Raw genomic sequence first — 24,515 nt, 5'->3', positions numbered from 1 at the left:
ACATATCAAAGATACAAAGATATTTTTCACTGATATTTTAAAATATTTTCACTAATGATACCGTACGATAAAAGATCTGGAAAAATTTGGTACAACGATGAACTTGTTGATTGGGGAGATGTAAAACTACATGTGTTAAGTCATGGTTTGCATTATGCCAGTTGTGTATTTGAAGGTGAAAGAGTTTATGATGGCTCTATTTTTAAATTAGAGGAACATACATCTAGATTTTTTCATTCTGCTAGAAGAATGGGTTTCGAAATTCCTTATAGTGAAGAGCAAATAAATACTGCTTCAAATAAAATAATTGCAACTCAGAATGTAGAAAACGGATATGTAAGACCAGTAGCTTGGAGAGGCACTGAAATGATGGCTATATCAGCACAACAAACAAAAATTCATGTTGCGATTGCAACTTGGGAGTGGGGATCTTACTTTGATCCAAAACTAAAAGTTGAAGGCATTAAATTAAATATTTCAAACTGGAGAAGACCAGCTCCTAATACTATACCTTGGGATACTAAAGCTTCAGGTTTGTATATGATTTGCACATTATCAAAACATGAAGCTGAAAAACAAGGTTATACAGATTCATTAATGTTAGATCATGAGGGTAATATTGCTGAAGCAACAGGGGCCAATGTATTTTTTAAAGATAAAAATGGAGAAATTCACACACCAATCCCAGACTCATTCTTAGATGGAATTACAAGAAGAACTGTAATTGGAATTGCAAAATCAAAAAATATAAAAGTACATGAAAGAAAAATTAGTCCAACAGAACTTCCTAATTTTGTAGGATGCTTTTTAACAGGTACTGCTGCTGAAGTTACACCTGTATCTTGTATTGCAGAAAATCAATTCAAAGTTTGTGATACAATCATTGATCTTAATGAAAGCTATCAAGCACTGGTGAGAAAGAAAAAAGCAGCTTAATCTTTATTATCTTCAGATATTGCGTGATCAATACCCTTTCGCAAATAATCATAACCTGTAAATAAAGTAAGCGCAGCTGATAACCATAAAAGAATAATTCCAATAGTTTGAGCATTATAATCTTCAAAGTTGATTATTTTATTTCCAGTATCTCCTGAAAGTAGAAGACCAATAGCAACCATTTGTAATACCGTTTTAAGTTTAGCAAGATTTGAAACTGGAAGTTTAATCTGACCTTTTGCTAAAAATTCTCTTAAACCTGAAATTAAAATTTCTCTAGTTAAAATTATTATAGCTGCAATAACTTCATAATTTCTAATTGTTCCATCCATCACCAATAAAATTAGAGCTGTAGCGACTATAATTTTATCTGCAATAGGATCTAATAGTTCCCCCAATTTAGATTCTTGGCCTAACATTCTAGCTAACATGCCATCTAAGAAATCTGTAAATGAAGCAATTATAAATAAAATTAAAGCAGTTAGATCACCATAAAAACCTGGAAGATAAAATGCTAAAACAAAGAAGGGTACAATTATTATTCTCCCTATTGTCAGAATATTTGGAATTTTTTTTAACATAATTATTCGTGAAAGAAGTTATATATCTTTTTTGCTACTTTTTCTTCAACACCTTCAACAGATTTAATTTCATCCAAACTAGCAGACTCAACAGATCTCGCTGACCCAAAATGGTTTAGTAGAGCTCTTTTTCTAATTGCTCCAATACCTTCAATTTGGTCCAGTAAAGATTTGCTAATTCCTTTTTTTCTCTTTGCTCTATGGGCACTGATTGCAAATCTATGTGATTCATCTCTTATCCTTTGAAGGAAGAATAGAGTAGGGTCATTTTTTGAGAATTTATATTCTTTGCCATTGTGAAAAAATGTTTCATTTCCACTATTACGAAATTTACCCTTTGCCATTGCAATAATGGGAATGTCGTGAAGTCCCAATTCATTTAAACTTTCTCTTGCTACTGAATATTGTCCTTTTCCTCCATCTACTAATACTAAATCAGGAAAAGTGAGATAATTATCTTTTTCCTGAACAGCACGTTTAAACCTTCTGTTTAATACTTCTCTCATCATCCCATAATCATCCTGCTCATTTTTTTTATGTTTGATGTTGAACTTTCGATATCTCTTTTTAATAAATCCCTCATCACCATAAGCAATTAATGCGCCAACACTATTGGTACCTTGGATATGGCTGTTATCATAAACCTCAATTAAATTTATGTTTGTTTCAAGATTGAATTTTTTTGCAACTTCATCAAAAAGTTCCCGATTATTTTGACTTTCATAAAGTTTTCTATTCAAACTATCTTTTGCATTTTTTATTGCTTGATTAACTACTTTTAGCTTTGAACCTTTTTTAGCCACACTAATATTAATTTGTTTTCCCTCTTTTTGAGTTAAAGTTTTTTCGATTAAAATTTTTTCACTTATTTCTTCAGATAGTATTATTGCAGAAGGTACACTTTTGTTTTCATAAAATTGTGAAACGAATGAATTTAAAATATCTCCTAATTTTTCATCAGGGTCATGTTTTGGAAAAAAAGCTTGGTTACCCCAATTTTGTTTTGAACGATAAAAAAATACTTGAATACAAGTTTTTCCAGATTCTTTGTATCCAGCAATTACATCTGCTTCCACTAAGTTTGCTTCGTTAATTCTTTGAGAAGATTGAATAATATTTAAAGCTTTAATTCTATCCCTTAAAATTACTGCCTTTTCAAAATCTAATTCCTCACTTGCCTTTTCCATTTGACTTGAGAGATTTTTTTGAATTTTTCTTGATTTTCCTGATACAAATTCAATAGCATCATCAACTGTTTGTTGATAATCACTTTTTTCAACATAACCAACACATGGTCCAGAACATCTTTTTATTTGATAAAGAATACAAGGTCTTTCTCTATTTTTAAAAACAGTATCATCACAAACTCTTAAATGAAAAATTTTTTGGATCATCTTTATAGTCCAGTTAGCTGAACCTGCTGATGCAAAAGGGCCAAAATAAAATCCTTCTTTTGTTTTTTTCCCTCTATGTCTTTTGATTTGTGGCCATTTATCTTTGTTACCAATAAAGATGAACGGAAATGACTTATCATCTCTTAATAAAATATTGAATTTTGGTTTAAATTTTTTAATTAGGTTTGCTTCTAGAAGTAGCGCTTCACTTTCATTTGAAGTAGTTGTTATCTCTAATTTTCTAGTTTGAGACAACATTCTCTCTGTTCTAATTATATGATTTTTTTCAGATACATAACTTTTAAGTCTATTAGGAAGATTTTTTGCTTTTCCCACATAAAGGATTTCATTTTTTTCATTTAGCATCCTGTAGACACCAGGAAGTTTAGGGACTAGCGAGAGCTCTTTTTTAATTACCTCTTTTCCTATTTCAGAGCTTATCATGACTTCTTTTTTTGGTAATTTGAATACCAACAGATGAACATTGCTTAAGAATTTCTAATTTCTCAATTTTCAACATTATTTTAGCAATCCTTTGATCTTTGAATAATTCATCAAATACAGACTCAGCTAATGTTTCAAGAAAGTTGTAATGTTTTTTTTTAACGAGTTTTGTGATCAATTTTACAATTGTTCCATAATTAACAATTGATTTTATATCTTTATCACTTGATGGCTTTTTATCCTCGTAATCAATTTCTAGGCTAAATTTAACTTTTTGAGGCTTTTTCTTTTCAAAGTCATAATAGCCAAGTTTTAAATTTAAAATTAGTTCATTAATTAGAATTTTCTTTTCATAATTAAAAAGACTTTTGTTTTTATCTATTTTTACGATCTTAAAATTATTTCTTTTCATTCTTTGCCCATTATATCTGGTGTTTGCCAGTTTAAATTTTGCCCACTATCTATTGCTAAAACTTGACCTGTAATAGATATATTTTTTATAAAAAAGTCAACAGCATTACATATTTGCTCAACATCAACTTGTCTTTTTAGTGGGGTTGCTAAATACTGTTTTCTAAAATGTTTTTCAGATTGTCTTTGATTTTTAATAGTCGGCCCAGGTGCTATACCGTTTACTCTAATTTTTGGAGCTAAACTCATAGCACTAGTTTTAGTCAAAGTATAAAGTCCAGTTTTACTAATTGTGTACGAAAAAAAATACGGAGTTAGTTTGAAAACTCTTTGATCAATTATATTAATTATATTGTTATTTGTTCCTTTAACATTTTTTGCAAATTCTTTTGATAACATTGCAGGTGTTCTTAAATTTGTTCTTAAATGTTGCCCCCAACTATCTGTTGTAAAGTTTTCTAATTTATCATTTTCAAACAAAGAGGCATTATTAATTAAACAATCAAAATATTTAAGTTTTGATTTTGCATATTTAACAATTTTATTTACATCATTTTCTTTACTTAAATCACCTTTAACCAAGTATACTTTAGTACCATTATTTGATAGTTCTTTTTTTAACTTCTCAGCTTTTAATTTTGATTTATTAAAATGAATTAAAATTTCTTTATTAGGACCAGATAATTTTTTTGCAATTGCAGCACCAATTCTTGTTGCTCCACCAGTAATAATTATTTTCCGTGCTTCCATTTTTTATCTCTTTTTTTTTTAACTTTTGTTCCTGGCATTCCCATTGTTGATCGACCTTTAGGATAAAGTTTATTTTTTACATCATACTGCCTTATTTTTGGATTTAATGTAATTTCTAATTCGCTACTTTCCAACTTTCTTATTTCGTCTCTAATTTTAGCGGCTTCTTCAAATTCAAGATTGGATGCAGCTTCTTTCATCTTTTTATCTAGTGCTTTAAGATGTTTCTTTAAGTTTCCACCAACATTAGAACCCTCGCTTATTTTTACATAATCTTTTTCATAAACACTCTCTAAAATGTCACTTATTTCTTTTTTAACTGATGTAGCGCTAATCTTATGTTTTTTATTATAAGCTATTTGAATATTTCTTCTTCTATCTGTTTCAGCAACTGCCTTTTTTATACTTTTAGTCTCTTTATCAGCATACAAAATAACTTTTCCATCTACATTTCTTGCTGCTCTTCCTATTGTTTGAATAAGAGAAGTTTCTGATCTTAGAAAACCTTCTTTATCTGCATCTAAAATTCCAACTAGCGCACATTCAGGAATATCAAGACCCTCTCTTAGTAAGTTGATACCAACTAAAACATCGAATACACCCATCCTCAAGTCTCTCATTATTTCAATTCTCTCTAAAGTATCTATATCTGAGTGAAGGTACCTAACTTTAATTCCATTTTCATGAAGATATTCAGTTAAATCTTCTGCCATTTTCTTGGTAAGAGTTGTGACTAAAACTCGATGATTGTTTTCAATCACCCTTTTACATTCGTGCATCAAATCATCTACCTGATTTTTTGCAGGTCTAATTTCAACTACAGGATCAATTAATCCAGTTGGTCTGATAACTTGATCAATAAATTTTCCTTTTGTTTGCTCTAGTTCCCATGGTCCTGGTGTTGCAGATACAAATACTGTTTGAGTTCTCATTAAATCCCATTCTTCAAACTTTAAGGGTCTATTATCCATACATGATGGTAGTCTGAACCCATATTCTGCAAGAGTACTTTTTCTTGATCTATCTCCTTTGTACATTCCATTAAGTTGTGGAACAGTTACATGACATTCATCAACAAATATTAAAGTGTTATCTGGAAAATATTCAAATAGAGTAGGAGGAGGTTCACCTGGTTTTCTTCCAGATAAAAATCTTGAATAGTTTTCAATTCCAGCACAAGAACCAGTTGCTTCAATCATTTCTAAATCAAACTTAGTTCTTTCTTCTAACCTTTGAGCTTCTAATAATTTATTTTCTGCTCTATGTTTTTTTAAAGTTATTTCTAATTCTTTTTTAATATTAATAACTGCCTGTTCGATTGTAGGCTTAGGAGTTATGTAATGACTATTCGCATAGACTTTTACTAAACTTAGTTCTCTAACTTTATCACCAGTTAAAGGATCAAACTCTTCTATCTGTTCTAATTTATCTCCAAATAGACAAAGCCTCCAAGCTCTATCTTCTAGATGGGAGGGAAATATTTCTAAGTATTCTCCTCTTGCTCTAAATGTTCCTCTATAAAAATTTTGATCATTTCTTTTATATTGTAAAGCAACTAAAGATTTAATTATTTCTTCTCTGTTGTAATCATAATTTTTTTGAAGAGTTAGTGTCATTTTACTGTACGCTTCAACAGAACCTAATCCATAAATACATGAAACACTTGCTACTATTAAAACATCATCTCTTTCCAAAAGAGATCTAGTTGCTGAGTGTCTCATTCGATCAATCTGCTCATTAATTGATGCCTCTTTTTCTATGTAAGTGTCAGATCTTGGAACGTACGCTTCTGGAGTGTAATAGTCATAATAAGAAACAAAGTATTCAACCGCATTATCTGGGAAAAATGTTTTCATTTCTCCATAAAGTTGTGCTGCTAGCGTTTTGTTTGGAGCAAGTATCAATGCAGGTCTATTAGTAGCCTCGATAACTTTTGCCATTGTAAAAGTTTTTCCAGATCCTGTAACTCCAAGTAATACTTGATTAAATTGATCTTTATTTGCACCGTTTACTAATTTTTTAATAGCTTCTGGTTGATCACCCGCAGGTTTAAAATCAGATTTAATTTTGAATTTTTTTCCACCTTCTAGTTTTCCACCAATTTTTGGATTTTTACTCTGAATATCTGTAATTAAATCTTGATAAGTATTTTCCATATATTAAACAGCGTATTAGAATTTATTTATATTTCAATGAGCATAATATCAGACAGTTTAAAACGAATTAAACCATCACCAACTATTGCAGTTACCCAAAAAGCAAGAGAACTTAGAGCTGCAGGAAAAGATGTAATTGGACTTGGGGCTGGAGAACCAGATTTTGATACGCCAGACAATATTAAAAATGCAGCAATTAAAGCTATCAAAAGTGGAGACACAAAATATACAGCAGTAGATGGAACGCCTGCTTTAAAAAAAGCAATTGTAGATAAGTTTAAAAGAGAAAACAAAATTAATTACACTACAGATCAAATCACTGTTGGAACTGGTGGAAAACAAGTTCTTTATAATGCTTTCATGGCAACTTTAAACAAAGGTGATGAGGTTATTATTCCAGCACCTTTCTGGGTTTCTTATCCTGATATGGTTTTATTAGCTGGTGGAAAACCAAAGATAGTTAAGTGCACAGAAGAAGAAGGATTTAAACTTACTGCAAGTAAATTAAAAAAAGCTATTACTAAAAAAACAAAATGGGTGATTTTAAATTCACCTTCCAATCCAACTGGAGCAGGTTATTCAAAAAAAGAAATTGAAGATTTAGCTAAAGTTTTAATTAAAAATAAAAAAGTTCATATTTTAAGTGACGATATCTATGAACATATAGCATATGATAATTTTAATTTTTATACGATTGCTCAAAATTCTAAATTAAAAGATAGAACTTTAACTATGAATGGGGTTAGTAAATCGTATGCAATGACAGGTTGGAGAATAGGGTATGCAGCTGGACCAAAAGACATCATTAAGGCAATTGGTAAAATTCAATCTCAATCTACATCTAATCCTTCATCAATCAGTCAAGCTGCTGCTGTTGAAGCTTTAAATGGAAACCAAGGTTTTATAAAAAAGAGATCAAAAGCTTTTAAAGAAAGAAGAGATTTTGTAGTTAAAAGTTTAAATAGCATTAAAGGTATAAATTGTTTAACACCTAACGGAGCTTTTTATGTCTTTCCAAGTTGCAAAGGATTGTTAAATAAAAAAACTAAATTGAAAACTGATACCGAGTTTGTTCAAAAACTACTTGAGCAATCTAACGTTGCAGTTGTTCAAGGCTCTGCATTTGGTTTAGATGGATACTTTAGAATTTCTTATGCTACTTCAATGCAAAATTTGAAAAAAGCCATGGGTAGAATAAAATCTTTCTGTGAAAGTCTTTCTTAAGAAGTGAAAACCTCACTACTATTTGGTTCAACTGGATTAGTTGGAGGTCATGTTTTAAATCAACTTATTCAGAATGATAATTATTCTAAAATTAAAATATTTGTTCGTTCTCCAATTCAAATAGACAATTCAAAAGTTGAAGTAATTAAAACTGATTTTAATAATCTAGAAAAGCATAAAGAACAGATTGTTGGAGACGAATGTTTTTTTTGTATTGGGACAACAAAAAAAAATTCTCCTGATAAAAACGAATATCAAAGAATTGAATTAAATATCCCAAAACAAGTAGCCCAAATTGCGAAATCAAACAATGTTAAATCTTATTTTTTTGTATCTTCAGGATATGCAAATTCTAAAAGTTCAGGAGATTATTTAAAATATAAGGGCCTTGTAGAGGAAGAGATCCTCAGTTTAGGTTTTTCCAAAATAGGAATTATGAGACCCTCATTTATATTGGGTAACAGAAAAGAGTTCAGGTTAGGTGAGAAAATTGGAATAATAATTTTTAGGCTTCTCAACCCTTTATTCGTTGGACCACTTAGAAAAATGAGATCAATTCATTCAGAAACAATCGCAAAAGCAATGATTAAACTTGCAAATGATAATATTGATCAAAAAGTTTTTGAATCAGACCAAATTTCAAATTTAGTAAAATAAAATCATTTTAAGGTACAATGGCTGTTTTCTACGATGCACCCAACTTTTTCCATTTCTTCATCAAATATTTTTGGGTGTCTTAAAGCGTAAATATTTTTTAAATAATTAATTCCATACCTTTTAAATTTTCCATCCTCTGTAAGTGCACCAGATTCGTGTCCATATGAAACTACAGTTTCTAATAAATTCCCTTTTTTGTCATACAGAACTGTTTCTCCGTAACAATTACAAAAATAACTTCTGTTCTGTTTAGGCTCAATATCAATGAAAATAGAAGTTCCTCTTATTCCAATTGTACCGTGAGGAATCTCAACATTTAACTCTTCTTGTCTTTTTCCAAAGACTGCATGAACAGAACCTTTAATAACTTTTATTAAGTTTTTTGAGACAAATTGAAGTTTAGTTTCAGGTCTTATCAAATAAAAATCATCTTTTACTTTAATTATTGATTTTTCATCTTTTGTTTCAATTGTAGTACTATTTAAATCCTGAAAATTTAATTCTGCTTCCTTACCATTTATGAAAAATTTTCCTGATAATATTTTATTAGTTTCTGAGGCAAACGCGAGCTTTGGGCTTAATCCCCAAGCAATCATAATTTGGCTTACAGTTTTTATAAATTTCCTTCTGTTCATTTGGATTAATTTTATACCTGAAATTTAAAGATGAGGTTATACAAAATTTTTATACTAGGCCTAATCTTACTACTGATTTTCCAGCATCAATTAAAGCCCCACTTGCTGGTTTAAATTCAAAACCAATTAATTCTTCAGCATATTTTGTCTCTGGCTTCATCTCTAATTCAAGATCAGGGATCATGGTTTTTGCACTTGAGTCTAGCATACTAATAAACTTCACCATAAAATTTGGTAAAGTTTTTTTAGGTAGTTTCTTTGCATACTCTGGCAATGCTTCTGCTAATATTTTTGATGTCTCAAGTAATGTTTTAACTTCTTTTCCAATAATTAATCTTCTGCCACCAACTTTTGAATTTTCTAAACAAGCAACATGAGATTTTGCTACATCTTTAACATCAGATATTAATATTCCCCATTTAGGTGTTGCTGGAAATTTACCTTTTAAAAATTGTCTCACATATTCAATTGAGGTCCCACCTTTGGTATCTAAAGCATCTCCAAATACTCCACCAGGATTTATACAAGTAAGTTTATTTTTAATACCTTTACTTTCCATTAATTCCCAAGCTGCCTTTTCAGCAACTGTTTTGGATAGAAAATAATCATTAACTCCTTCAACCCAATTTTCATCGGTCCAATCATTTTCATTAAATGAATAAGGATTTGATCTATTTGGCTTTCTAAACATTGCTGCAATTGATGATGTAACTACAAATTGCTCTGCATTTGCTTTGATACCAGCATTTAAAACTCTTAAAGTTCCATCTTTTGCAACTGGTATTAAATTTTCTCTATTTTTTGAAACTTTCATAGGAAAAGGAGAGGCCATATGAATTATATATTTACATCCCTTTGCAGCTTCTTCCCAACCTTCATCACTTAAAAGATCAAGTTTTATAAAAGATAACTTATCTATTGAAGCATATTTACTAATTGTTTCTTTTGTTTGAGAAATTACATTATCACTTCTAACAGTACCTAAAACCTCGTAACCTGAATTTAATAATTCTATTGCAGTATGTTTAGCAATCCATCCACTTATTCCAGTTAATAGCACTCTATCAGTCATAACATTTCTCCTTTTAATTAGTTATTAATTGTAATCTCAAACTAATGAGATAAGAATTTTTCTGCTTCTAATGCAGCCATACATCCCATACCAGCTGCTGTAACTGCTTGTCGAAAAGTTTTATCTTTAACATCACCTGCAGCATAAACTCCAGGAATGTTTGTTTCAGTAGAATCTGGTTTAGTAATCAGGTAACCTTCTTTATCCATTTCCAATTGATCTTTAAATAGTTGTGTTGCTGGATCGTGACCAATAGCAATAAATAATCCATCTAATTTAACTTCTTCTGTTTTTTTAGTTTTTAAATTTTTAATTTTTATCCCTTTAACATTTTTTGGCTCACTATCCCCTAAAACATCTTCAACTACAGAGTCCCAAACAATTTCAATTTTCTTATTTTCCATCAATTTCTTTTGAAGCATCTTTTCTGCTCTCAAACTATCTCGTCTATGAATTAATTTTACTTTTGATGCAAATTTTGTAAGAAACATGGCTTCTTCTACCGCAGCATTACCACCTCCAACTACAGCAACTTCTTTATCTTTAAAAAAGAAACCATCGCATGTAGCACATGCTGAAACTCCAAATCCTCTAAATTCTTGTTCAGATTTTATATTTAACCATCTTGCTTGTGCACCAGTTGAAATAATTATGCTATCTGCAGTATATTTTTGACCACTATCACCGACAGCTTCAAATGGTGTAGATTTTAAATTTACTGATCCGATATGATCTTCTATCATTTCTGTTCCAACAGCTTTTGCTTGATCTCGCATTTGATCCATCAGCCATGGTCCTTGAATTACTTCTGCAAAGCCTGGGAAATTTTCTACATCAGTTGTGGTTGTTAATTGTCCCCCTGGTTGAGCTCCGTGAACCAGTATAGGATTTAACATTGCTCGTGCAGCATAAACAGCTGCTGTGTATCCGGCAGGACCAGATCCAATTATTAACACTTTTGTGTGTTTAGTTGGATTTTGACTCATATGGAAGCTATATAGTGATTAATGTCTAAATTAAAAGGTTTATTATTAACTCAAGGAATGCATGGAATGATTAGTCAAGTCGAGGGACTTGCAAAGGCACTTGATATTGATTTTGCACACCACAGGGTTGAACTAAAAAATATTTGGAAACTTGTTCCACCTAAATTTACTCCAATTTCTCAAAAGGTTTATAAAAAGATTGAAGATAATGATTTTGATTTAATAATCTCATGCGGAAGAAAGAGCGTAATTCCATCTATTCACTTAAAAAGTATTTCTAAAAAAAAAATTTTTAATATTCATATCCAAGATCCGAAAATAGATTTTAATCATTTTGATTTTATTGTTGCTCCAGAACATGACGGAATTAATGGCGATAATGTTATTAGCACAAAGGGAGCTATTCATTATCTTTCAGAGAAAGAAATTAAAAAAAATAAAGATTATTTGAAATCTTTTATCAAACAGGACGAAAGAAAAATTTGGTGCTTAATTATGGGAGGACCAACAAAATATTATGATTATTCAACTAAAAATATGAAACACATTTTCTCAATGTTTTATAAACTAATGAAGAAACATGATTTCCAATTAGTAGTAATTCCATCAATGAGAACCCCAATAAATACTATTCATTATGCAAAAGAGTTTTTTGGAGAAAATCATACAGTAATAATGAATGTAGATAAAAAAGCTTATCTATCTGCTTTAGCTTTATCTGAAAATATAGTTGTTACATGTGACTCTAGCTCCATGATCTCTGAGGCTGCTTTGACAGGCAAACCAATCTATGTTGCTAATATTTTACCAAAAAAGAATGACAAAAGATTCCAAAAATTTAGAAATTTATTTAGAGAACTAAATATCACTAGAAACTTAGGTGAGGAAATTGAAAATTGGAACTATGAAAAACTAGATGAAACGAATAGAGTAGCAGAAATTATTAAAGAAAAAATTCAATCTTAATGTCATTTTTAAATTCCATAAAAAATAATTCAAAAAAATATGAAACACCATTTGACCATTGGGAATATAGCAATGCTCTATCTGATGGAGCAATTGAAGAAATTATTAAAGCAGATATTCCAAATTTAAGTGAGCATAATTTGAATTATGACGGGACAAGAGCAATTGATGGAGGAGCAGCAGAATTCAGAGAAGGTATTTCCTCTGGTGGCAAAGCAATAAAATTTAGATGTTTTGTAACAAAAGAAAATAGTTCGCAATTTCCAAATCTTGTAAAATTTATAAATGAACTTCAGTCAAAAGAAACATTTGAGACAATATCTAAAATGATCAATAAAGATTTATCTAACTCATACGTAAGGGTAGAGGTGATTTGTGATAGAGAGGGTTTTTGGCTCAAACCACACTGTGATATTAAAGAAAAATTAATGTCAGGATTAATTTTTGTAAATAAAACTAATGAATCTGAAGATCTTGGTACAGATTTTTATAATGAAAAATTAGAGAAAGTTAAAACATTGCCTTACAGAAATAACTATGGTTATCTTTTTACCAGCGGGCCAAATACTTGGCATGGCATGGAAAAAAAGAGTATTCTTAAAGAAAGACGATGTTTACAAGTAAACTATGTGACTTTTGAAACAGATTGGAAAGTAAAAAATTAAAATTTATTTAATGAAATTAATCCAGATTTTGGATCAATAATTTTTTCATTTAAGGTAGCAACTTTACCAACTGCAAAACCAGCATTCTCAATTACCTTTTTAAAGTCCTCTTCAGAAAAATTTGGAGTATTTTCAAAGTTTATAAACGCAACTCCCTCAGGCCATGAAACTTCAACATTACCTTCACCTGTTGCAGCTTTAAGTTCTTTTTCAACTTTTGCTTGGCATGCCATACATACCATTCCATCTACAACTCCAATCATAGCAACTTCTGCTTTGACTATGTTTTGAAAAAATATTAATGATGCAAATAAAATTAGTAAAATTTTTTTCATAATTCTTTTATAAACTATTTTTTTTAATTTAATATACCCATATTGGGTAATAGTATTGAAATTTATTTATGAATATAGAAATGCTTTCAAATCCATCTAAGTTAAAAGACATAAGATCTAAAATAGAGGATTTTTGTAAATCAAATTTACCAAATATCGAAATACCAAGCGTAACTTTAGCAATTGATGAAGCTTTGCAAAATGTAATTAGGTATTCATATAAAATGAAAAAAGATCAAAAAATTGATTTAAATTTAGAAATTATAAACGACGATGAGCTTAAAGTAATAATAACTGACTACGGTGAACAAGTACCTCTAGAAACTATTAAACCAAGAGATTTAGATAAAGTCAGACCTGGAGGTCTGGGGGTATACTTTATAAAGAAAACTTCTAAATTTTGTGAGTACAAACACAATGAAGTGGGCCCAGGTACAACTTTAACTTTAATTTTTTAACTATTCTTCTTTAATGAGTTTTGGTTTTGAGCACTTATAAAATTGGTTGGAACCTCTTAAAGATTTTTGCAACATTGCTAATTCGTTAGAATTTTGACTGTAAGTTACATTAGTCTGCAATCCCCCAATTGAACCGTTTGATGTAAAAGATGATGGAGTTTGTCTATCCATCTTGAAATTTACTTTTGTTTTTGAACTGTTAATTTTTGTTAAAATGATTTGTTTTCTTTTATTTGAATAAACCCATATGGTTCTATTTTTTTTATTTTTACAATTTAATTCATATATATTTGCATTAGAATTTTTGGGAATAAAAGCTATAACAATAAGAATGAAGGTAAATTTTAAAAAAAATTTAAATAACATTAAAATATTCTTTTTAGCTTTTTTTGCATTTTTAGCAGCTAACTATCTTTATAATAATATCATAACAAAATCCACAGCTAACAATGTAAAGTTTTTAGAAGTCGAAGTTGAGTTAAAAGGTAATGTAGATTTTAACTTAAAATGTGAAGGAGCAAATAATCCAAATCCTTCAAGTGTAAACAGAGGCCTAGGCGAACAAACTGAAAGTAATTGCACTGGTACTGGAACTTTTTCCGCAATAATTCCGCAACAAAGATTTACTGAAAGTTCAAATTAATCTACTCAACTAATTTTTTGAGCTTTAAACCCTCAAGACATTTTTCCATTGTAAACATTCCATCTTTAGCAGATGTTTGAAGAGTAGATTGAATTTGCTCTGTTTTACCTTCTCTAATTAAATTTCTTATTGCTGGCGTCCCTGTCATTACTTCATGACACCCAATTCTTCCTCCACCTTTCTTTTTTAATAATTGTTGAGACATTACTAATCTGATTGATCCAGCCAACATTGTTTGTGCTTGTTCTTTTTGTGCTGGTGGAAAGACGTCTAAAATTCTTGTAATTGTTGAAGAAGCACTACTTGCATGTAGGGTTCCAAAAACTAAGTGACCAGTTTCTGCAGCAGTTAATGCTAATGAAATGGTTTCAAGATCCCTCATTTCACCAACTAAAATTACATCAGGATCTTGTCTTAATGCGGACTTCAATGCTTTTGCAAAACTACCAGTATCTTTTCCAACTTCCCTTTGAGAAATAATACTTTTTTTAGCAGGATGAACAAACTCAATAGGATCTTCAATTGTAATTATATTTTCTGCTCTATGGGAATTAATTTGATCTATCATTGCAGCAAGTGATGTAGATTTACCAGAACCAGTTTGACCTGTAACAAGCACCAAACCTGTTTTATGAGTAATCGCTTCATGTGCTGCAGGGGGTAAACCTAGTTTTTCTATATTAGGAATTTCACTTATAATTTTTCTAAGAACCATACTTGGTCCATAAGAAGAATAATAACCGTTTGCTCTAAATCTCTGTCCATCAACAACAACAGCAAAATCTAAGTCACCGTTGCTGATTAAATAATCATATTGAGCTTTATCTAAAGATTGCTTCCAGAAAGTTTCTATATCTTGTCTTGATATAATATCTTCACTAAAAACTTTAATCTCTCCATTCTCTCTGATTGCAAATGGTTGATTCGATCTGATATGAATATCTGATAAATCATATTCTTTTGGGTATGATTTTAATTTATCTTGAAGACTCATAAATGTTTTGATGCTCTAAAAGTTGTTGCTTTTCAAGTTTTTTTTAATGTTGATACATATATAAAGTAACACAACTAATGCTTGTGTACCGATTCGGTATTTATTATTGTGATTTTATTCAGTTTTTTAAAAATTATGATTGATAAAATTGGTCCTCCTATCGCAAAAGTATTTGCTCCTATCATAAAATTAATAGGAAAAAGTCACTCAAAAAAAGAGAGAGTAATAGGTGTAGTTTTTAGAGATAAATTTATTCAAGCAGCAGAAATTTCATTTAAAAAAGGTATTTGTAAAGTTGATAATTTTTCTAACCAGCAAATAGCAGGAATTGGAGATGATCAAGATTTTTTATCAGCAACAACATATTTAAGTGACCAAGTAAAAAATGCTTTAGATTCAATTAAAACCAAAACAAAAGATGTTGCAATTTCTTTAGATACGTCCAAAGCGCAAATTTATAATTTACAAATTCCAATAATGGATGAAGAAAGTTTAAAAGAAGCAACTTCTTTAGGAGGATTTTGGGATCAGTTTGACGAAACTCCAGAAAGTTTAGATGAATTTGAAACAAGTTACTCTGTAGTTAATGTAAATGAAGAGCTTGGTGTAATGGATGTAGTTTTAGTTGCTATGGAGATTAAATTCGTAGAAACTTATTCGAATATATTTAGACTTGCGGGCTATAACCCAGTAGTTATTGATCTTGCACCGTTCGCGCATATTAATACTCAAGGAATTCTCCTTGGAAAAGAAGGTTTCGAAACTCCAAATGTGGTTTTAAATTATACTAAAGAAGAGAAAAGCATTACTATTTGTTCTAACAAAGGTTTTCAATATTCAGAATTAAATATTATTGAAGCAGACCAAGTGTTACTTGATACAGTTGAAGAAGTTGAAAGTATAGAAACAGAATTTTGGGATGAAATTTTTGAGAGACTAGGTTCTCAAATAAAACAGTATTTAGTTGAGTATGAAACAAAGTATGAATTTGATCCTATCAATATTGTTACAGTAATTTCAGATAAATCAAAAATTAAAAATGTATCAAAAGGAATTGAGAGACAATTAGGAGATGTTGTTGTAAAAATTTATAATCCTGAAGACTCCGCTGAAATTTCTGATGGTGCAAAAAAATATATCGACTCATTGAGTAATAAATCACTCACCTCAGAAGCAATTGGCATTGCATCAAGAAAATTAAATTCTTTTAATCTTGAAACTAGCGAAATAATGTCAGTGAATTTGTTGTCTAATTTTAATCAATTAAAAATTAACAGGAGATCAAAATCTTTGGGTAATTTTTGTTTAATGATCTCAATGATTTTTGTTTTAGGTTTTATAGGGCATGTAGTGCCGTTTAAGATTTTTAAATTAATTGATAATTCTTCTAAATTAAATGCAGTGAAAATTTTAGGAGAAGATCTAGAAAGTAAAAAAAGTCTTTTAAATGGATACAATGCTAAAATTAAGAAAATAAAAGCAGATACGAAAACAGCTGCCTCATTTGGATCAAATTTAAAAACAACTGCAAATCTTTATGCCAGTTTAAATCAAATAGTCCCAAAAGATGTAAGACTAACAAGTTTTGGTATAGAGGAAAAAAACAACATTTTATTTTCTGGGGTTGCAATGAATGACCAAGCTATTGTTGGAATGATGAATAATTTTTCACAAAATGAAGTGGTAAATGACTCAAAGATCGAAGCATTGGTAGAATTTTCTAAACAAGACCGATTGGCATTATATACCATCGAAGGACAGCCAGTACCTAAAGTAGAAGATTTGCCTAAAGAAAAAATAACTAAAAAATTTAATTCAAGATTATCTCTAAAGCCTGTCACGAATGAGGTTTTTGATGATGAAACTGTAGTTTCAAAACTATTAAAGGCTGGTAAAAAATAATGTTATTAAAATTCATACTATCATTTTTTTTAATACTATTTCATAGCAATTCTTACAGCGATCCATTCACGAATGAAATTGGAATTGTTAAAGAGCCAGAAGTTATAAAAGTAGAAATTGAAGAAACAACTGAACCAGAAACAGATTTGGCATTAGAAAATGAAGAAATTAGTGAAAAAGAATTGGCTGAGGAATTGTTTGATAATTCTGAAGAAGTAATCGAAGTTGTAGAGGCTGAACCTGAAAGCACAGAAACTCTAAGAGTTTTAAATATTGATCCCATCGTTGCTTATTCTTTGAAAGAGTATTTATTAAAAGGTGTTGCGTTAAGCAAAGATTCTAATCATAAATTTCAAAGAGCAAAAATAAAAAAAATAGATATAGCTAGTACTCCTACAACTCATACCATAACTGAAAATGATACTATCGAAAAAATTGCGTTTAGATATGGTTTTTCACTAAAAGAAATAGAAGTTGCCAATGCAATTTATCCAGGAACCAGAAAACTAGTTGTTGGTGACAAAGTAGTAATACCAAATAGATTTCACATTGTGAAAGAAGGAGAAAATTTAAATTCTATTTCTGAGAGATATAATCTAAGTGCAACACAACTTGCATCATTTAATAATTTAGAGGATGAAGATATTATTTTAATTGGAAAAAAATTATTATTGCCTTTCTTTATTCATGTAACAAATGAGAGTGAAACTATAGCTGAAATAGCCAAAAGATATGAAAGAGAAATAAATGAATTAATCGAATTTAATGTTTTTGAAAAAAACACAGTAATTTTAAATGAAAATCAATTAGTTAAAATTCCAATTTATATAAATACAAATATTCTTTATGAAAATTTAGATAAAAAAAGTATTACTGACTATAAGATTGATAGAAAAAATCTAGCAATTATAGAAATAAGTGGAAGTGAATTTCTGGTTAGGGAAGGAGATCGAATTGGTAATAAAGATGGTTTAATTGTTTCCATCGAAAAGACTAAAATGATTGTGCTGGAAGACAACATAGAATATGAGTTTTTAATCAATACTCCAATAGTGGGTATGGCAATTGCATCATTACCTCAATCTGTATCTGATGATTTGGTTGATAGCGATATAAATGATCAAGAAAATAATGAAATTGTTGACGAATTACAAACAGATAACAATGATAATAATGACGATGGCGATACAGTAACAAATGTTGAGGATTTATTTAATTAATGAAAATTTTTTATAAATTAATTTTATCAATCTTAATTGTTCTTTTTTTATCTAATTGCAGCAATTCAGATAGACCCAAAATGGCTTATGATCAGGACGATAAAGGAGCTATCCAAGATATTGAATCATTTAATGTTAAAGCAAGTGCTGAAAATTTTAGAAAAACGTCAGGACAATTTACTGAAGATACTAGAGATATATTAAATAAAAATAAAAAAGAAAAAAAACTGGTAAGAAGAATTTCCTTAACTGAAAATAAAGAGCCTGAAAAAAAATCTCTTAAATTAATTGACAGAAATTTAGTAATTAAAAAATTAGAAGATAAAGAAGTAAGTCTAAAATTGAATAATATGAATGTTCGATCAGCCTTAAAATTATTCGCTAGCTTAGTTGACAGAAATATAATTATTGGTGATGAAGTCAATGGAGAAATAACAATTGATTTTGAAAATATAAACTGGGGATCTGCTGTATACGCAATATTAGATATTAACAGTCTTATAATGACAGTTGATCAAGAATCTGGCTTATTGAGAGTACATACTAAAGAGTTTTACGCAAACTTGGAAAAATCTAAAATAGATAACACAATTGAGACTAATAATAATTTGGCATCTTTAGAAATTGGTAGTTCAATAAGTGATGATGGAGAAGAAACTCCAATATTAATAACAGAGATATTTAAAGTTTTCTATCAAGATTCATCAGATTTAATCGAACCTTTAGGAGAAATTATGGGCGAGGCTGAAGGTTTGACAATGATTGATGATGAAAAAAATAATCAAATAGTGATCACAGGAACTTACGCACAATTAAATAAAGCAGAAAATATATTAAACAAAATCGATTTAGAAAAAAAACAAGTAATGATAGAGGCTTATATTGTTAATGCTACAGATGGATTTAATAAAAATTTTAATGCTAATTTGATAGCAGCTAATATAACTAATGTACAAGAGGGCAGAGATAGAATTACTTACACCGCTATAGACTCTAATCCTGGTGCAGCAACTGAATTCACTCCAAGCAACACTTCAACAGCTGCATTATCTAATACAGGTTTATATTCAGATGCAGTAAATGTTGCTGGTGGTGCTCTTTTATTTGGGAATATAGGAATGACGAAAATGAAAGCTGTCATTAATAGTTCGGTAAATGACGCTAATACAGAAACAGTTTCAAATCCAAAATTGTTTGCAATGGATGGGGAACAAGCAAAACTTACACAAGGTACAACTTTAGTTAAAGTAATACCTGCATCGGGAGATGCGGCAGGTAGCACTGAAGAAATCCCACAAAACTTGTCAATTACAGTAACTCCTGAAATAATTGGTGATAAAGTTAAACTTAACTTAAAACTTTCGAACGATAATCCTGGTGATGAAAAGGATGATGGAAGTGTAACTACAAATGAAGAATCAATTACATCAATTGTTCAAATTACAGCTGGTGATGTTGCTGTTCTTGGTGGTGTTTATAAAAATACTAGAACTGATACAGAAAATTATGTTCCTTTTTTCTCAAAAATCCCAATTTTGGGTATGTTTTTTAAACAAAAAACTGAACAAGACAACAAGACACAGCTCTTGATATTTTTAAGTGCAAATATTGTATAAATTATAATTTTACTTATAATTTTTACATATGCCCTCAATAAATCCTGAAATAAGTTTAAAAATTTCAAATCTATTAAAAAACAGTGGAAAATTGTCTGAGGCCAACTTTAATGATGCTAAAAAAAAATACGAAAGTAATGGGAAGGCACCCCTAGGTCTTTTGGAGTATCTAATTAATGATAATTTAGTTAGCGAAGATGATATAGTTTCAGCTGTTTCTAGAAATTATGCTTTACGTAAAACTATTTTAACCGAACAAAGCATTAAAAAAGATGCAGTAAAAAAACTTCCAAAGGATTTTATAATTGAAAATGAAATGCTCCCATTTGAATTAAATGGAAGAATTTTGAAAATTGCTTTATTTGATCCAACCAAATCTACATTGGCAGGCAAAATTAAAAGCATGACTGGATGTAATGTCGAATTGTATGTTGCTAAACCATCTAATTTAGATCAAGCTTTAAAATTTAAATCCGTAATTGAAGCAACTCAAGAGGCAAAAAGTTCTACAACAGTTCAACAAAAAACTTCTTCAATTTCTAGACCAAATTTAAATGTTAAGGTTCCTAATTCCAAAAGTTCTGGAGGTGAAAATGCAGTTGTGGAGTTTGTTGATAAAGTTTTAAACGAGTCTTTTTTTAGTGGAACAAGCGATATTCATATTGAAATTTTTAGAAGAGGTGAGGCAAGAATAAGATTTAGAAAGGATGGGGTTCTCCAAGAACAGTTACAATTCAAACAATTTTTGATGGAGAATTACAATGCAGTAATTACTAGATTAAAAATTATGTCAGGTTGTGACATTTCAGAAAAAAGACTACCTCAGGATGGTAAGCTTCAATTTAAAAATCCACAACCAAAAAATGAAGATGATGTAGACATAGATGTTAGATTTTCTGTTATACCTGCAAAAGAAGGTGAAAGAGTTGTGATGCGTTTGCTAGCTGCTGGACCTGATCTTGGTTTAGAGCAAATAGGTCTTGATAAAGAAGATTATGATAATTTAGTTACAGCAATTACAGCTCCTCAAGGAATGGTTTTAGTTACTGGACCAACAGGAAGTGGTAAAAGTACTACTCTTTATGGATGTATAAAAAAAATAAATAGTCCTGGAACAAATATAATGACGGCTGAAGATCCAGTAGAATTTTATTTAAAAGGTGTTGGACAAATCCAAGCCAATAATGAAATTGGTTTAACTTTTGAAGCAATATTAAAATCTTTTTTAAGACAAGACCCTGAAGTAATTTTGGTTGGAGAGATAAGAGATAAATCGACTGTAGATATTGCAATTAAAGCAGCATTAACTGGACACTTGTTATTAAGTACCCTTCATACAAACGATGCAGTTTCTACTGTAGTAAGGTTGGTCAACATGGGTGTTCCAAGTTTTATGGTTGCATCAGCATTAAGTTTAATTGTTGCGCAAAGGCTTGCTAGAAAAAATTGTCCCTCATGCACGGTTGATGACGAAAAATCTACAAAAGAAAGTTTATTACAAATTGGTTTTAAAGATGAGGAATTAATTACATTTAAACCCAAAATGGGTGCCGGATGTGCAGAATGCAATAATACTGGATACAAAGGCAGACAAGGTATTTATGAAGTTTTAAAAAAAACTCCTAACTTAGAGGCTGCAATTTTAAGAGATGCCAGAGGAGATGAGATGCTTGAAGTAGCAATTAAGGATGGCTTTAAAACTATGCAAGTTATTGGAAGAAATTTTATAAAAAAAGGTATATTATCTTTAGAAGAGTATTCAAGAATTCTAGTAGTTTAATATATGGCATCATTTCAGTACTCGGGAGTACAAGCGGGAAAAAAAATTTCAGGTGTAATTTCTGCTTCAAATCCACAATCAGCTGCGGCAGAACTTAGAAAAAAGAAAATTATTGTTACCTCAATTAAAAAAGGAAATGGTAAGTCAGAAACTAAAGGACCTCCATCTCTCGATGATATTCCCTTAAGTAACGCACCTATTATTTTTGCAAAAGGAAATATTTATTTAAATTTTGGACCTTGGGCTAAAGTTCCACCAAAAGAATTATTACAGTTCACTAAAAAAGTATCAACAATGATCAAAGCAGGCTTACCCATCTTAGAGTCTATAATGATGATTAGAGATCAAACTGTTCATATGAAAATGAAAATGACAGCTCATTCGATAGTCAAAGATCTAAATGGTGGTATGAATTTAACAGACGCTTTTGCTAAACATCCAAAAATATTTGATAATATTTATTTAAATATGATTTCTGCAGGTGAAGCTAGCGGTAAGTTAGATGAGTTTTTAATTAAATTAGTAGAGTTGTTAGAGAAAAATGCAAAAATTAGATCAGGAATAAAAAGTGCATTATTTTATCCTGTAATGCTTTTGACAGTTGCAACAGTGATTACAATTTTTATGTTGTGGAAAGTTGTTCCTGTTTTTGAAAAAATGTATGCATCTATGGGTGTTCAGCTTCCGGGAGCAACCTTAGTGATTGTCAATGCAAGTAGATTTATTGCTGATCCAACTAATTTAATGAAAATAGTTGGAATAATTATCATGATAAGAGTTTCATATAATTTTATGTATAAAAATATTGAAGGTTTTAGACATGTCATGCACAAAAGATTTTTAAAGTTTCCATTATTTGGAGATTTAATTGTCAAGGCAACCGTGTCAAGGATGTGTATGATTATGGCCAATCTAACAAGAGCAGGTGTTAGCATCATTGATACAATCAAAATTTCAAAATCTGTTACAACTAATCTTGTTTTTATTTATGCTCTTGAAAGAATTGGTAAACAAATAGTAACTGGTCAAACTCTATCTGCTTTACTTCAAAAAGAAGAACATATATTTCCACCTGCACTTTCACAATTAACAGCTGTTGGTGAACGAACTGGAAATATGGAAGAAATGTTTCAATCAATTGCAACATATTATGAGGAAGAATTTGATGGCGTGGTTGCAGCTTTGTCGTCGATCATTGAACCTTTAATGATTGTTTTAATAGGTGCGATTATTGGAGTTCTTATGGTTGCTTTATACTTACCAATCTTCAGTATTGGAAACGCAGTAGGTTAAAATTATATGCTAATTAAAGAAAAGGGTTTTAGCCTTTTAGAGCTTATGACTACCATTGGTATTCTAGCTATTATAGGTGCTGTGGGATTTCCAGCTATTGATAATTTCGGTGATCAAGAAAATTATGAGACTGATCTTGCAACAATTCGTGGTCAAATAAATTATGTAAGACAGCTTTCACTAGAAGATGGGAACGCTTATACAATTAGAATTTCAAATAATACTACCGACAATACTGCAGATTTAGAAGTTTGGCAGGCTCAAGGATTAAACAGATATAATGTTGAATATCATAAATCTACTGCAACTAAGTGTTCTGATTTTGATGGCACAGATGATAAAGGGACTAAGCTTGAAAATTTAACAAAAAAACTTGAGCATATGACAATTAGCAGGTGTTCATCCACTACAGGAAACTGCACAAAAGTTTCTTCGTCTAATAATTTTTTTTGTTTTCTACCTGACGGTTCTGCACCTGAAAATGCTAGGGGGGAGATTCAAGCTTCTGAAAATGCCGGGGGAAAAAAAGATTATTTACATACTTACAAAACAGGTTTTTTTAATAACGGTAAACGAATGTGATGAATTTAAAGTATAAATTTCAGAGAGGAGTTTCTTTAGTTGAGGGGATGACAGCAGCTGGTGTTTTAGGTATAGCCATAACTGTTTTTATGACACTACAGTCTTATCAGGAAAGAGATTTTGCAAACTTAAGAAAATTTGACAAAGCTGCATATGCAGTAGAATTAATGTTTGAAGAACTGGCAGCTGTTTATAATCCAGTAGCTGCCCAATATGGAAATCCTCAAGTATTTGAAGATACCACCGCAGGTGCTTCTTTAAAAGTAAAGGGATTAGCCCAATTACCAGGTGATGGTGATCAAATTATAATTGAAGGGGTTGGAGGAAAGTATGAGATTACTGACTCTACTGATTTTGATGATGATAATAATACTACTTTATCATTAGAAAGATCAGATGTTCCTGATGATACGCCAAATAAAAATATGGCATCAGATGCTACAGCAAATTCTCCAATTACATTTATTTCTAATGCTGAAGGTAGTTTAGATCCATATAATGATTTGGATATGACAAAATTTGAGGATCCAGTTTATATTGCCTCAAAAACAAACTTAAAGGTAAGAGCAGATTTAGATAATTGGGGAGCACTTTTAAAAAAACATCTGGGTCCCGCAAGAACTGGAGACAAAAGATTAATAGAAGTTGAAGATATCGAGAGAGATGTTCCGGTTGACAAAGATAATGATGGAGTCACAGATCAAGTAGATGGTGTTGACGTTTATGAAACAGTTAAAAAAAAACAAGTAACCATAATTATTAAACAAGACAAGATTCAGGAAAAATTTAGAAGATTATTTTTAGCTGGAACTTAA

Annotated in this window: 25 protein-coding genes; 14 read left to right on the top strand and 11 right to left on the bottom strand. The window is 30.3% G+C overall.

Annotated features, from left to right (window positions below; genetic code table 11):
- Positions 1 to 54 precede the first annotated feature (54 nt).
- On the top strand, positions 55 to 936 hold the full coding sequence (locus ACTTAO_RS02145) for a branched-chain amino acid aminotransferase (protein WP_440690737.1): 882 nt from the start codon (positions 55 to 57) through the stop codon (positions 934 to 936).
- Here the strand turns inward: ACTTAO_RS02145 and pgsA are convergent.
- From pgsA to uvrB, 5 genes are read right to left on the bottom strand one after another with little or no spacing between them, the layout of a single operon-like run.
- Positions 933 to 1,517, bottom strand: a complete 585-nt coding sequence (pgsA, locus tag ACTTAO_RS02140; RefSeq protein WP_075506378.1) for a CDP-diacylglycerol--glycerol-3-phosphate 3-phosphatidyltransferase — start codon at positions 1,515 to 1,517, stop codon at positions 933 to 935. The genes ACTTAO_RS02145 and pgsA overlap by 4 nt on opposite strands.
- A 2-nt stretch (positions 1,518 to 1,519) precedes the next feature.
- Complete coding sequence (gene uvrC, locus ACTTAO_RS02135; RefSeq protein ID WP_440690736.1) at positions 1,520 to 3,355, bottom strand: excinuclease ABC subunit UvrC; 1,836 nt, start codon at positions 3,353 to 3,355, stop codon at positions 1,520 to 1,522.
- The gene (locus ACTTAO_RS02130) at positions 3,342 to 3,767 is read right to left on the bottom strand and encodes a dihydroneopterin aldolase (RefSeq protein WP_440690735.1); all 426 of its coding nucleotides are present in this window, start codon (positions 3,765 to 3,767) and stop codon (positions 3,342 to 3,344) included. The genes uvrC and ACTTAO_RS02130 overlap by 14 nt, the downstream gene beginning before the upstream one ends.
- A complete protein-coding gene (locus tag ACTTAO_RS02125) occupies positions 3,764 to 4,516 on the bottom strand; it encodes an SDR family oxidoreductase (RefSeq protein WP_440690734.1) in 753 nt (250 codons plus the stop codon). The genes ACTTAO_RS02130 and ACTTAO_RS02125 overlap by 4 nt, the downstream gene beginning before the upstream one ends.
- Positions 4,498 to 6,672 (bottom strand): excinuclease ABC subunit UvrB, encoded by a 2,175-nt coding sequence (gene uvrB, locus ACTTAO_RS02120; RefSeq protein ID WP_440690733.1) that lies wholly within the window; start codon positions 6,670 to 6,672, stop codon positions 4,498 to 4,500. Before uvrB ends, ACTTAO_RS02125 begins: the two co-directional genes overlap by 19 nt.
- Positions 6,673 to 6,708: 36 nt before the next feature.
- Here uvrB and ACTTAO_RS02115 point away from each other — a divergent pair, with 36 nt between their 5' ends.
- Both ACTTAO_RS02115 and ACTTAO_RS02110 read left to right on the top strand, forming a co-directional pair.
- The gene (locus ACTTAO_RS02115; protein WP_440690732.1) at positions 6,709 to 7,896 is read left to right on the top strand and encodes a pyridoxal phosphate-dependent aminotransferase; all 1,188 of its coding nucleotides are present in this window, start codon (positions 6,709 to 6,711) and stop codon (positions 7,894 to 7,896) included.
- 3 nt (positions 7,897 to 7,899) lie between these two features.
- Positions 7,900 to 8,553 carry an NAD(P)H-binding protein gene (locus tag ACTTAO_RS02110; RefSeq protein WP_440690731.1) on the top strand — a complete coding sequence of 218 codons (654 nt, stop codon included), beginning with the start codon at positions 7,900 to 7,902 and terminating at the stop codon, positions 8,551 to 8,553.
- A 2-nt stretch (positions 8,554 to 8,555) separates the two neighbouring features.
- On the opposite strand, the gene ACTTAO_RS02105 is transcribed toward ACTTAO_RS02110, so the two are convergent.
- Genes ACTTAO_RS02105 through trxB form a run of 3 tightly spaced genes read right to left on the bottom strand, consistent with a single transcriptional unit; the run spans position 8,556 to position 11,246 of the window.
- A complete protein-coding gene (locus tag ACTTAO_RS02105; protein ID WP_440690730.1) occupies positions 8,556 to 9,188 on the bottom strand; it encodes a hypothetical protein in 633 nt (210 codons plus the stop codon).
- 49 nt (positions 9,189 to 9,237) lie between these two features.
- Positions 9,238 to 10,260 carry an NAD-dependent epimerase/dehydratase family protein gene (locus tag ACTTAO_RS02100; protein ID WP_440690729.1) on the bottom strand — a complete coding sequence of 341 codons (1,023 nt, stop codon included), beginning with the start codon at positions 10,258 to 10,260 and terminating at the stop codon, positions 9,238 to 9,240.
- 41 nt (positions 10,261 to 10,301) lie between these two features.
- The gene (gene trxB, locus ACTTAO_RS02095) at positions 10,302 to 11,246 is read right to left on the bottom strand and encodes a thioredoxin-disulfide reductase (protein ID WP_440690728.1); all 945 of its coding nucleotides are present in this window, start codon (positions 11,244 to 11,246) and stop codon (positions 10,302 to 10,304) included.
- Positions 11,247 to 11,267: 21 nt separating this feature from the next.
- Here trxB and ACTTAO_RS02090 point away from each other — a divergent pair, with 21 nt between their 5' ends.
- The gene (locus ACTTAO_RS02090; RefSeq protein ID WP_440690727.1) at positions 11,268 to 12,212 is read left to right on the top strand and encodes a mitochondrial fission ELM1 family protein; all 945 of its coding nucleotides are present in this window, start codon (positions 11,268 to 11,270) and stop codon (positions 12,210 to 12,212) included.
- The gene (locus ACTTAO_RS02085; RefSeq protein WP_440650979.1) at positions 12,212 to 12,877 is read left to right on the top strand and encodes a hypothetical protein; all 666 of its coding nucleotides are present in this window, start codon (positions 12,212 to 12,214) and stop codon (positions 12,875 to 12,877) included. Before ACTTAO_RS02090 ends, ACTTAO_RS02085 begins: the two co-directional genes overlap by 1 nt.
- On the opposite strand, the gene ACTTAO_RS02080 is transcribed toward ACTTAO_RS02085, so the two are convergent.
- Entirely contained in the window at positions 12,874 to 13,212 is a 339-nt protein-coding gene (locus tag ACTTAO_RS02080) for a heavy-metal-associated domain-containing protein (protein ID WP_440650980.1), read from the bottom strand. The two genes, ACTTAO_RS02085 and ACTTAO_RS02080, sit on opposite strands and share 4 nt — an antisense overlap.
- 68 nt (positions 13,213 to 13,280) lie before the next feature.
- Here ACTTAO_RS02080 and ACTTAO_RS02075 point away from each other — a divergent pair, with 68 nt between their 5' ends.
- Positions 13,281 to 13,670 carry an ATP-binding protein gene (locus tag ACTTAO_RS02075; RefSeq protein ID WP_440690726.1) on the top strand — a complete coding sequence of 130 codons (390 nt, stop codon included), beginning with the start codon at positions 13,281 to 13,283 and terminating at the stop codon, positions 13,668 to 13,670.
- Here ACTTAO_RS02075 and ACTTAO_RS02070 read toward each other — a convergent pair whose 3' ends face one another.
- On the bottom strand, positions 13,671 to 13,841 hold the full coding sequence (locus tag ACTTAO_RS02070; protein WP_440690725.1) for a hypothetical protein: 171 nt from the start codon (positions 13,839 to 13,841) through the stop codon (positions 13,671 to 13,673).
- Positions 13,842 to 14,001: 160 nt separating this feature from the next.
- On the opposite strand from ACTTAO_RS02070, the gene ACTTAO_RS02065 reads away from it, so the two are divergent.
- Complete coding sequence (locus tag ACTTAO_RS02065) at positions 14,002 to 14,313, top strand: hypothetical protein (protein ID WP_440690724.1); 312 nt, start codon at positions 14,002 to 14,004, stop codon at positions 14,311 to 14,313.
- Position 14,314: 1 nt separating this feature from the next.
- Here the strand turns inward: ACTTAO_RS02065 and ACTTAO_RS02060 are convergent, their stop codons facing one another.
- Entirely contained in the window at positions 14,315 to 15,307 is a 993-nt protein-coding gene (locus tag ACTTAO_RS02060) for a type IV pilus twitching motility protein PilT (protein ID WP_440633777.1), read from the bottom strand.
- A gap of 135 nt (positions 15,308 to 15,442) precedes the next feature.
- On the opposite strand from ACTTAO_RS02060, the gene ACTTAO_RS02055 reads away from it, so the two are divergent.
- Genes ACTTAO_RS02055 through ACTTAO_RS02025 form a run of 7 tightly spaced genes read left to right on the top strand, consistent with a single transcriptional unit; the run spans position 15,443 to position 24,515 of the window.
- Positions 15,443 to 17,209 (top strand): PilN domain-containing protein, encoded by a 1,767-nt coding sequence (locus tag ACTTAO_RS02055; protein ID WP_440633778.1) that lies wholly within the window; start codon positions 15,443 to 15,445, stop codon positions 17,207 to 17,209.
- Positions 17,209 to 18,429 (top strand): LysM peptidoglycan-binding domain-containing protein, encoded by a 1,221-nt coding sequence (locus ACTTAO_RS02050; RefSeq protein WP_440690723.1) that lies wholly within the window; start codon positions 17,209 to 17,211, stop codon positions 18,427 to 18,429. Before ACTTAO_RS02055 ends, ACTTAO_RS02050 begins: the two co-directional genes overlap by 1 nt.
- Complete coding sequence (locus tag ACTTAO_RS02045) at positions 18,429 to 20,045, top strand: secretin N-terminal domain-containing protein (RefSeq protein WP_440690722.1); 1,617 nt, start codon at positions 18,429 to 18,431, stop codon at positions 20,043 to 20,045. Before ACTTAO_RS02050 ends, ACTTAO_RS02045 begins: the two co-directional genes overlap by 1 nt.
- 28 nt (positions 20,046 to 20,073) lie before the next feature.
- Positions 20,074 to 21,825, top strand: a complete 1,752-nt coding sequence (locus ACTTAO_RS02040; protein ID WP_440690721.1) for a GspE/PulE family protein — start codon at positions 20,074 to 20,076, stop codon at positions 21,823 to 21,825.
- Between the two features lie 3 nt (positions 21,826 to 21,828).
- The gene (locus ACTTAO_RS02035) at positions 21,829 to 23,118 is read left to right on the top strand and encodes a type II secretion system F family protein (protein ID WP_440690720.1); all 1,290 of its coding nucleotides are present in this window, start codon (positions 21,829 to 21,831) and stop codon (positions 23,116 to 23,118) included.
- 6 nt (positions 23,119 to 23,124) lie between these two features.
- Positions 23,125 to 23,700: a pilus assembly FimT family protein gene (locus tag ACTTAO_RS02030; RefSeq protein ID WP_440690719.1), complete on the top strand. Its 576-nt coding sequence runs from the start codon at positions 23,125 to 23,127 to the stop codon at positions 23,698 to 23,700.
- Complete coding sequence (locus tag ACTTAO_RS02025) at positions 23,700 to 24,515, top strand: type IV pilus modification PilV family protein (protein ID WP_440690718.1); 816 nt, start codon at positions 23,700 to 23,702, stop codon at positions 24,513 to 24,515. The genes ACTTAO_RS02030 and ACTTAO_RS02025 overlap by 1 nt, the downstream gene beginning before the upstream one ends.

This window comes from Candidatus Pelagibacter sp. HIMB1782 (genome assembly GCF_052047475.1).
In the GTDB taxonomy this organism is placed as follows: domain Bacteria; phylum Pseudomonadota; class Alphaproteobacteria; order Pelagibacterales; family Pelagibacteraceae; genus Pelagibacter.
Note: the sequence above shows the minus strand (reverse complement) of the source record. Positions and strands in the feature narration are given on the sequence as shown.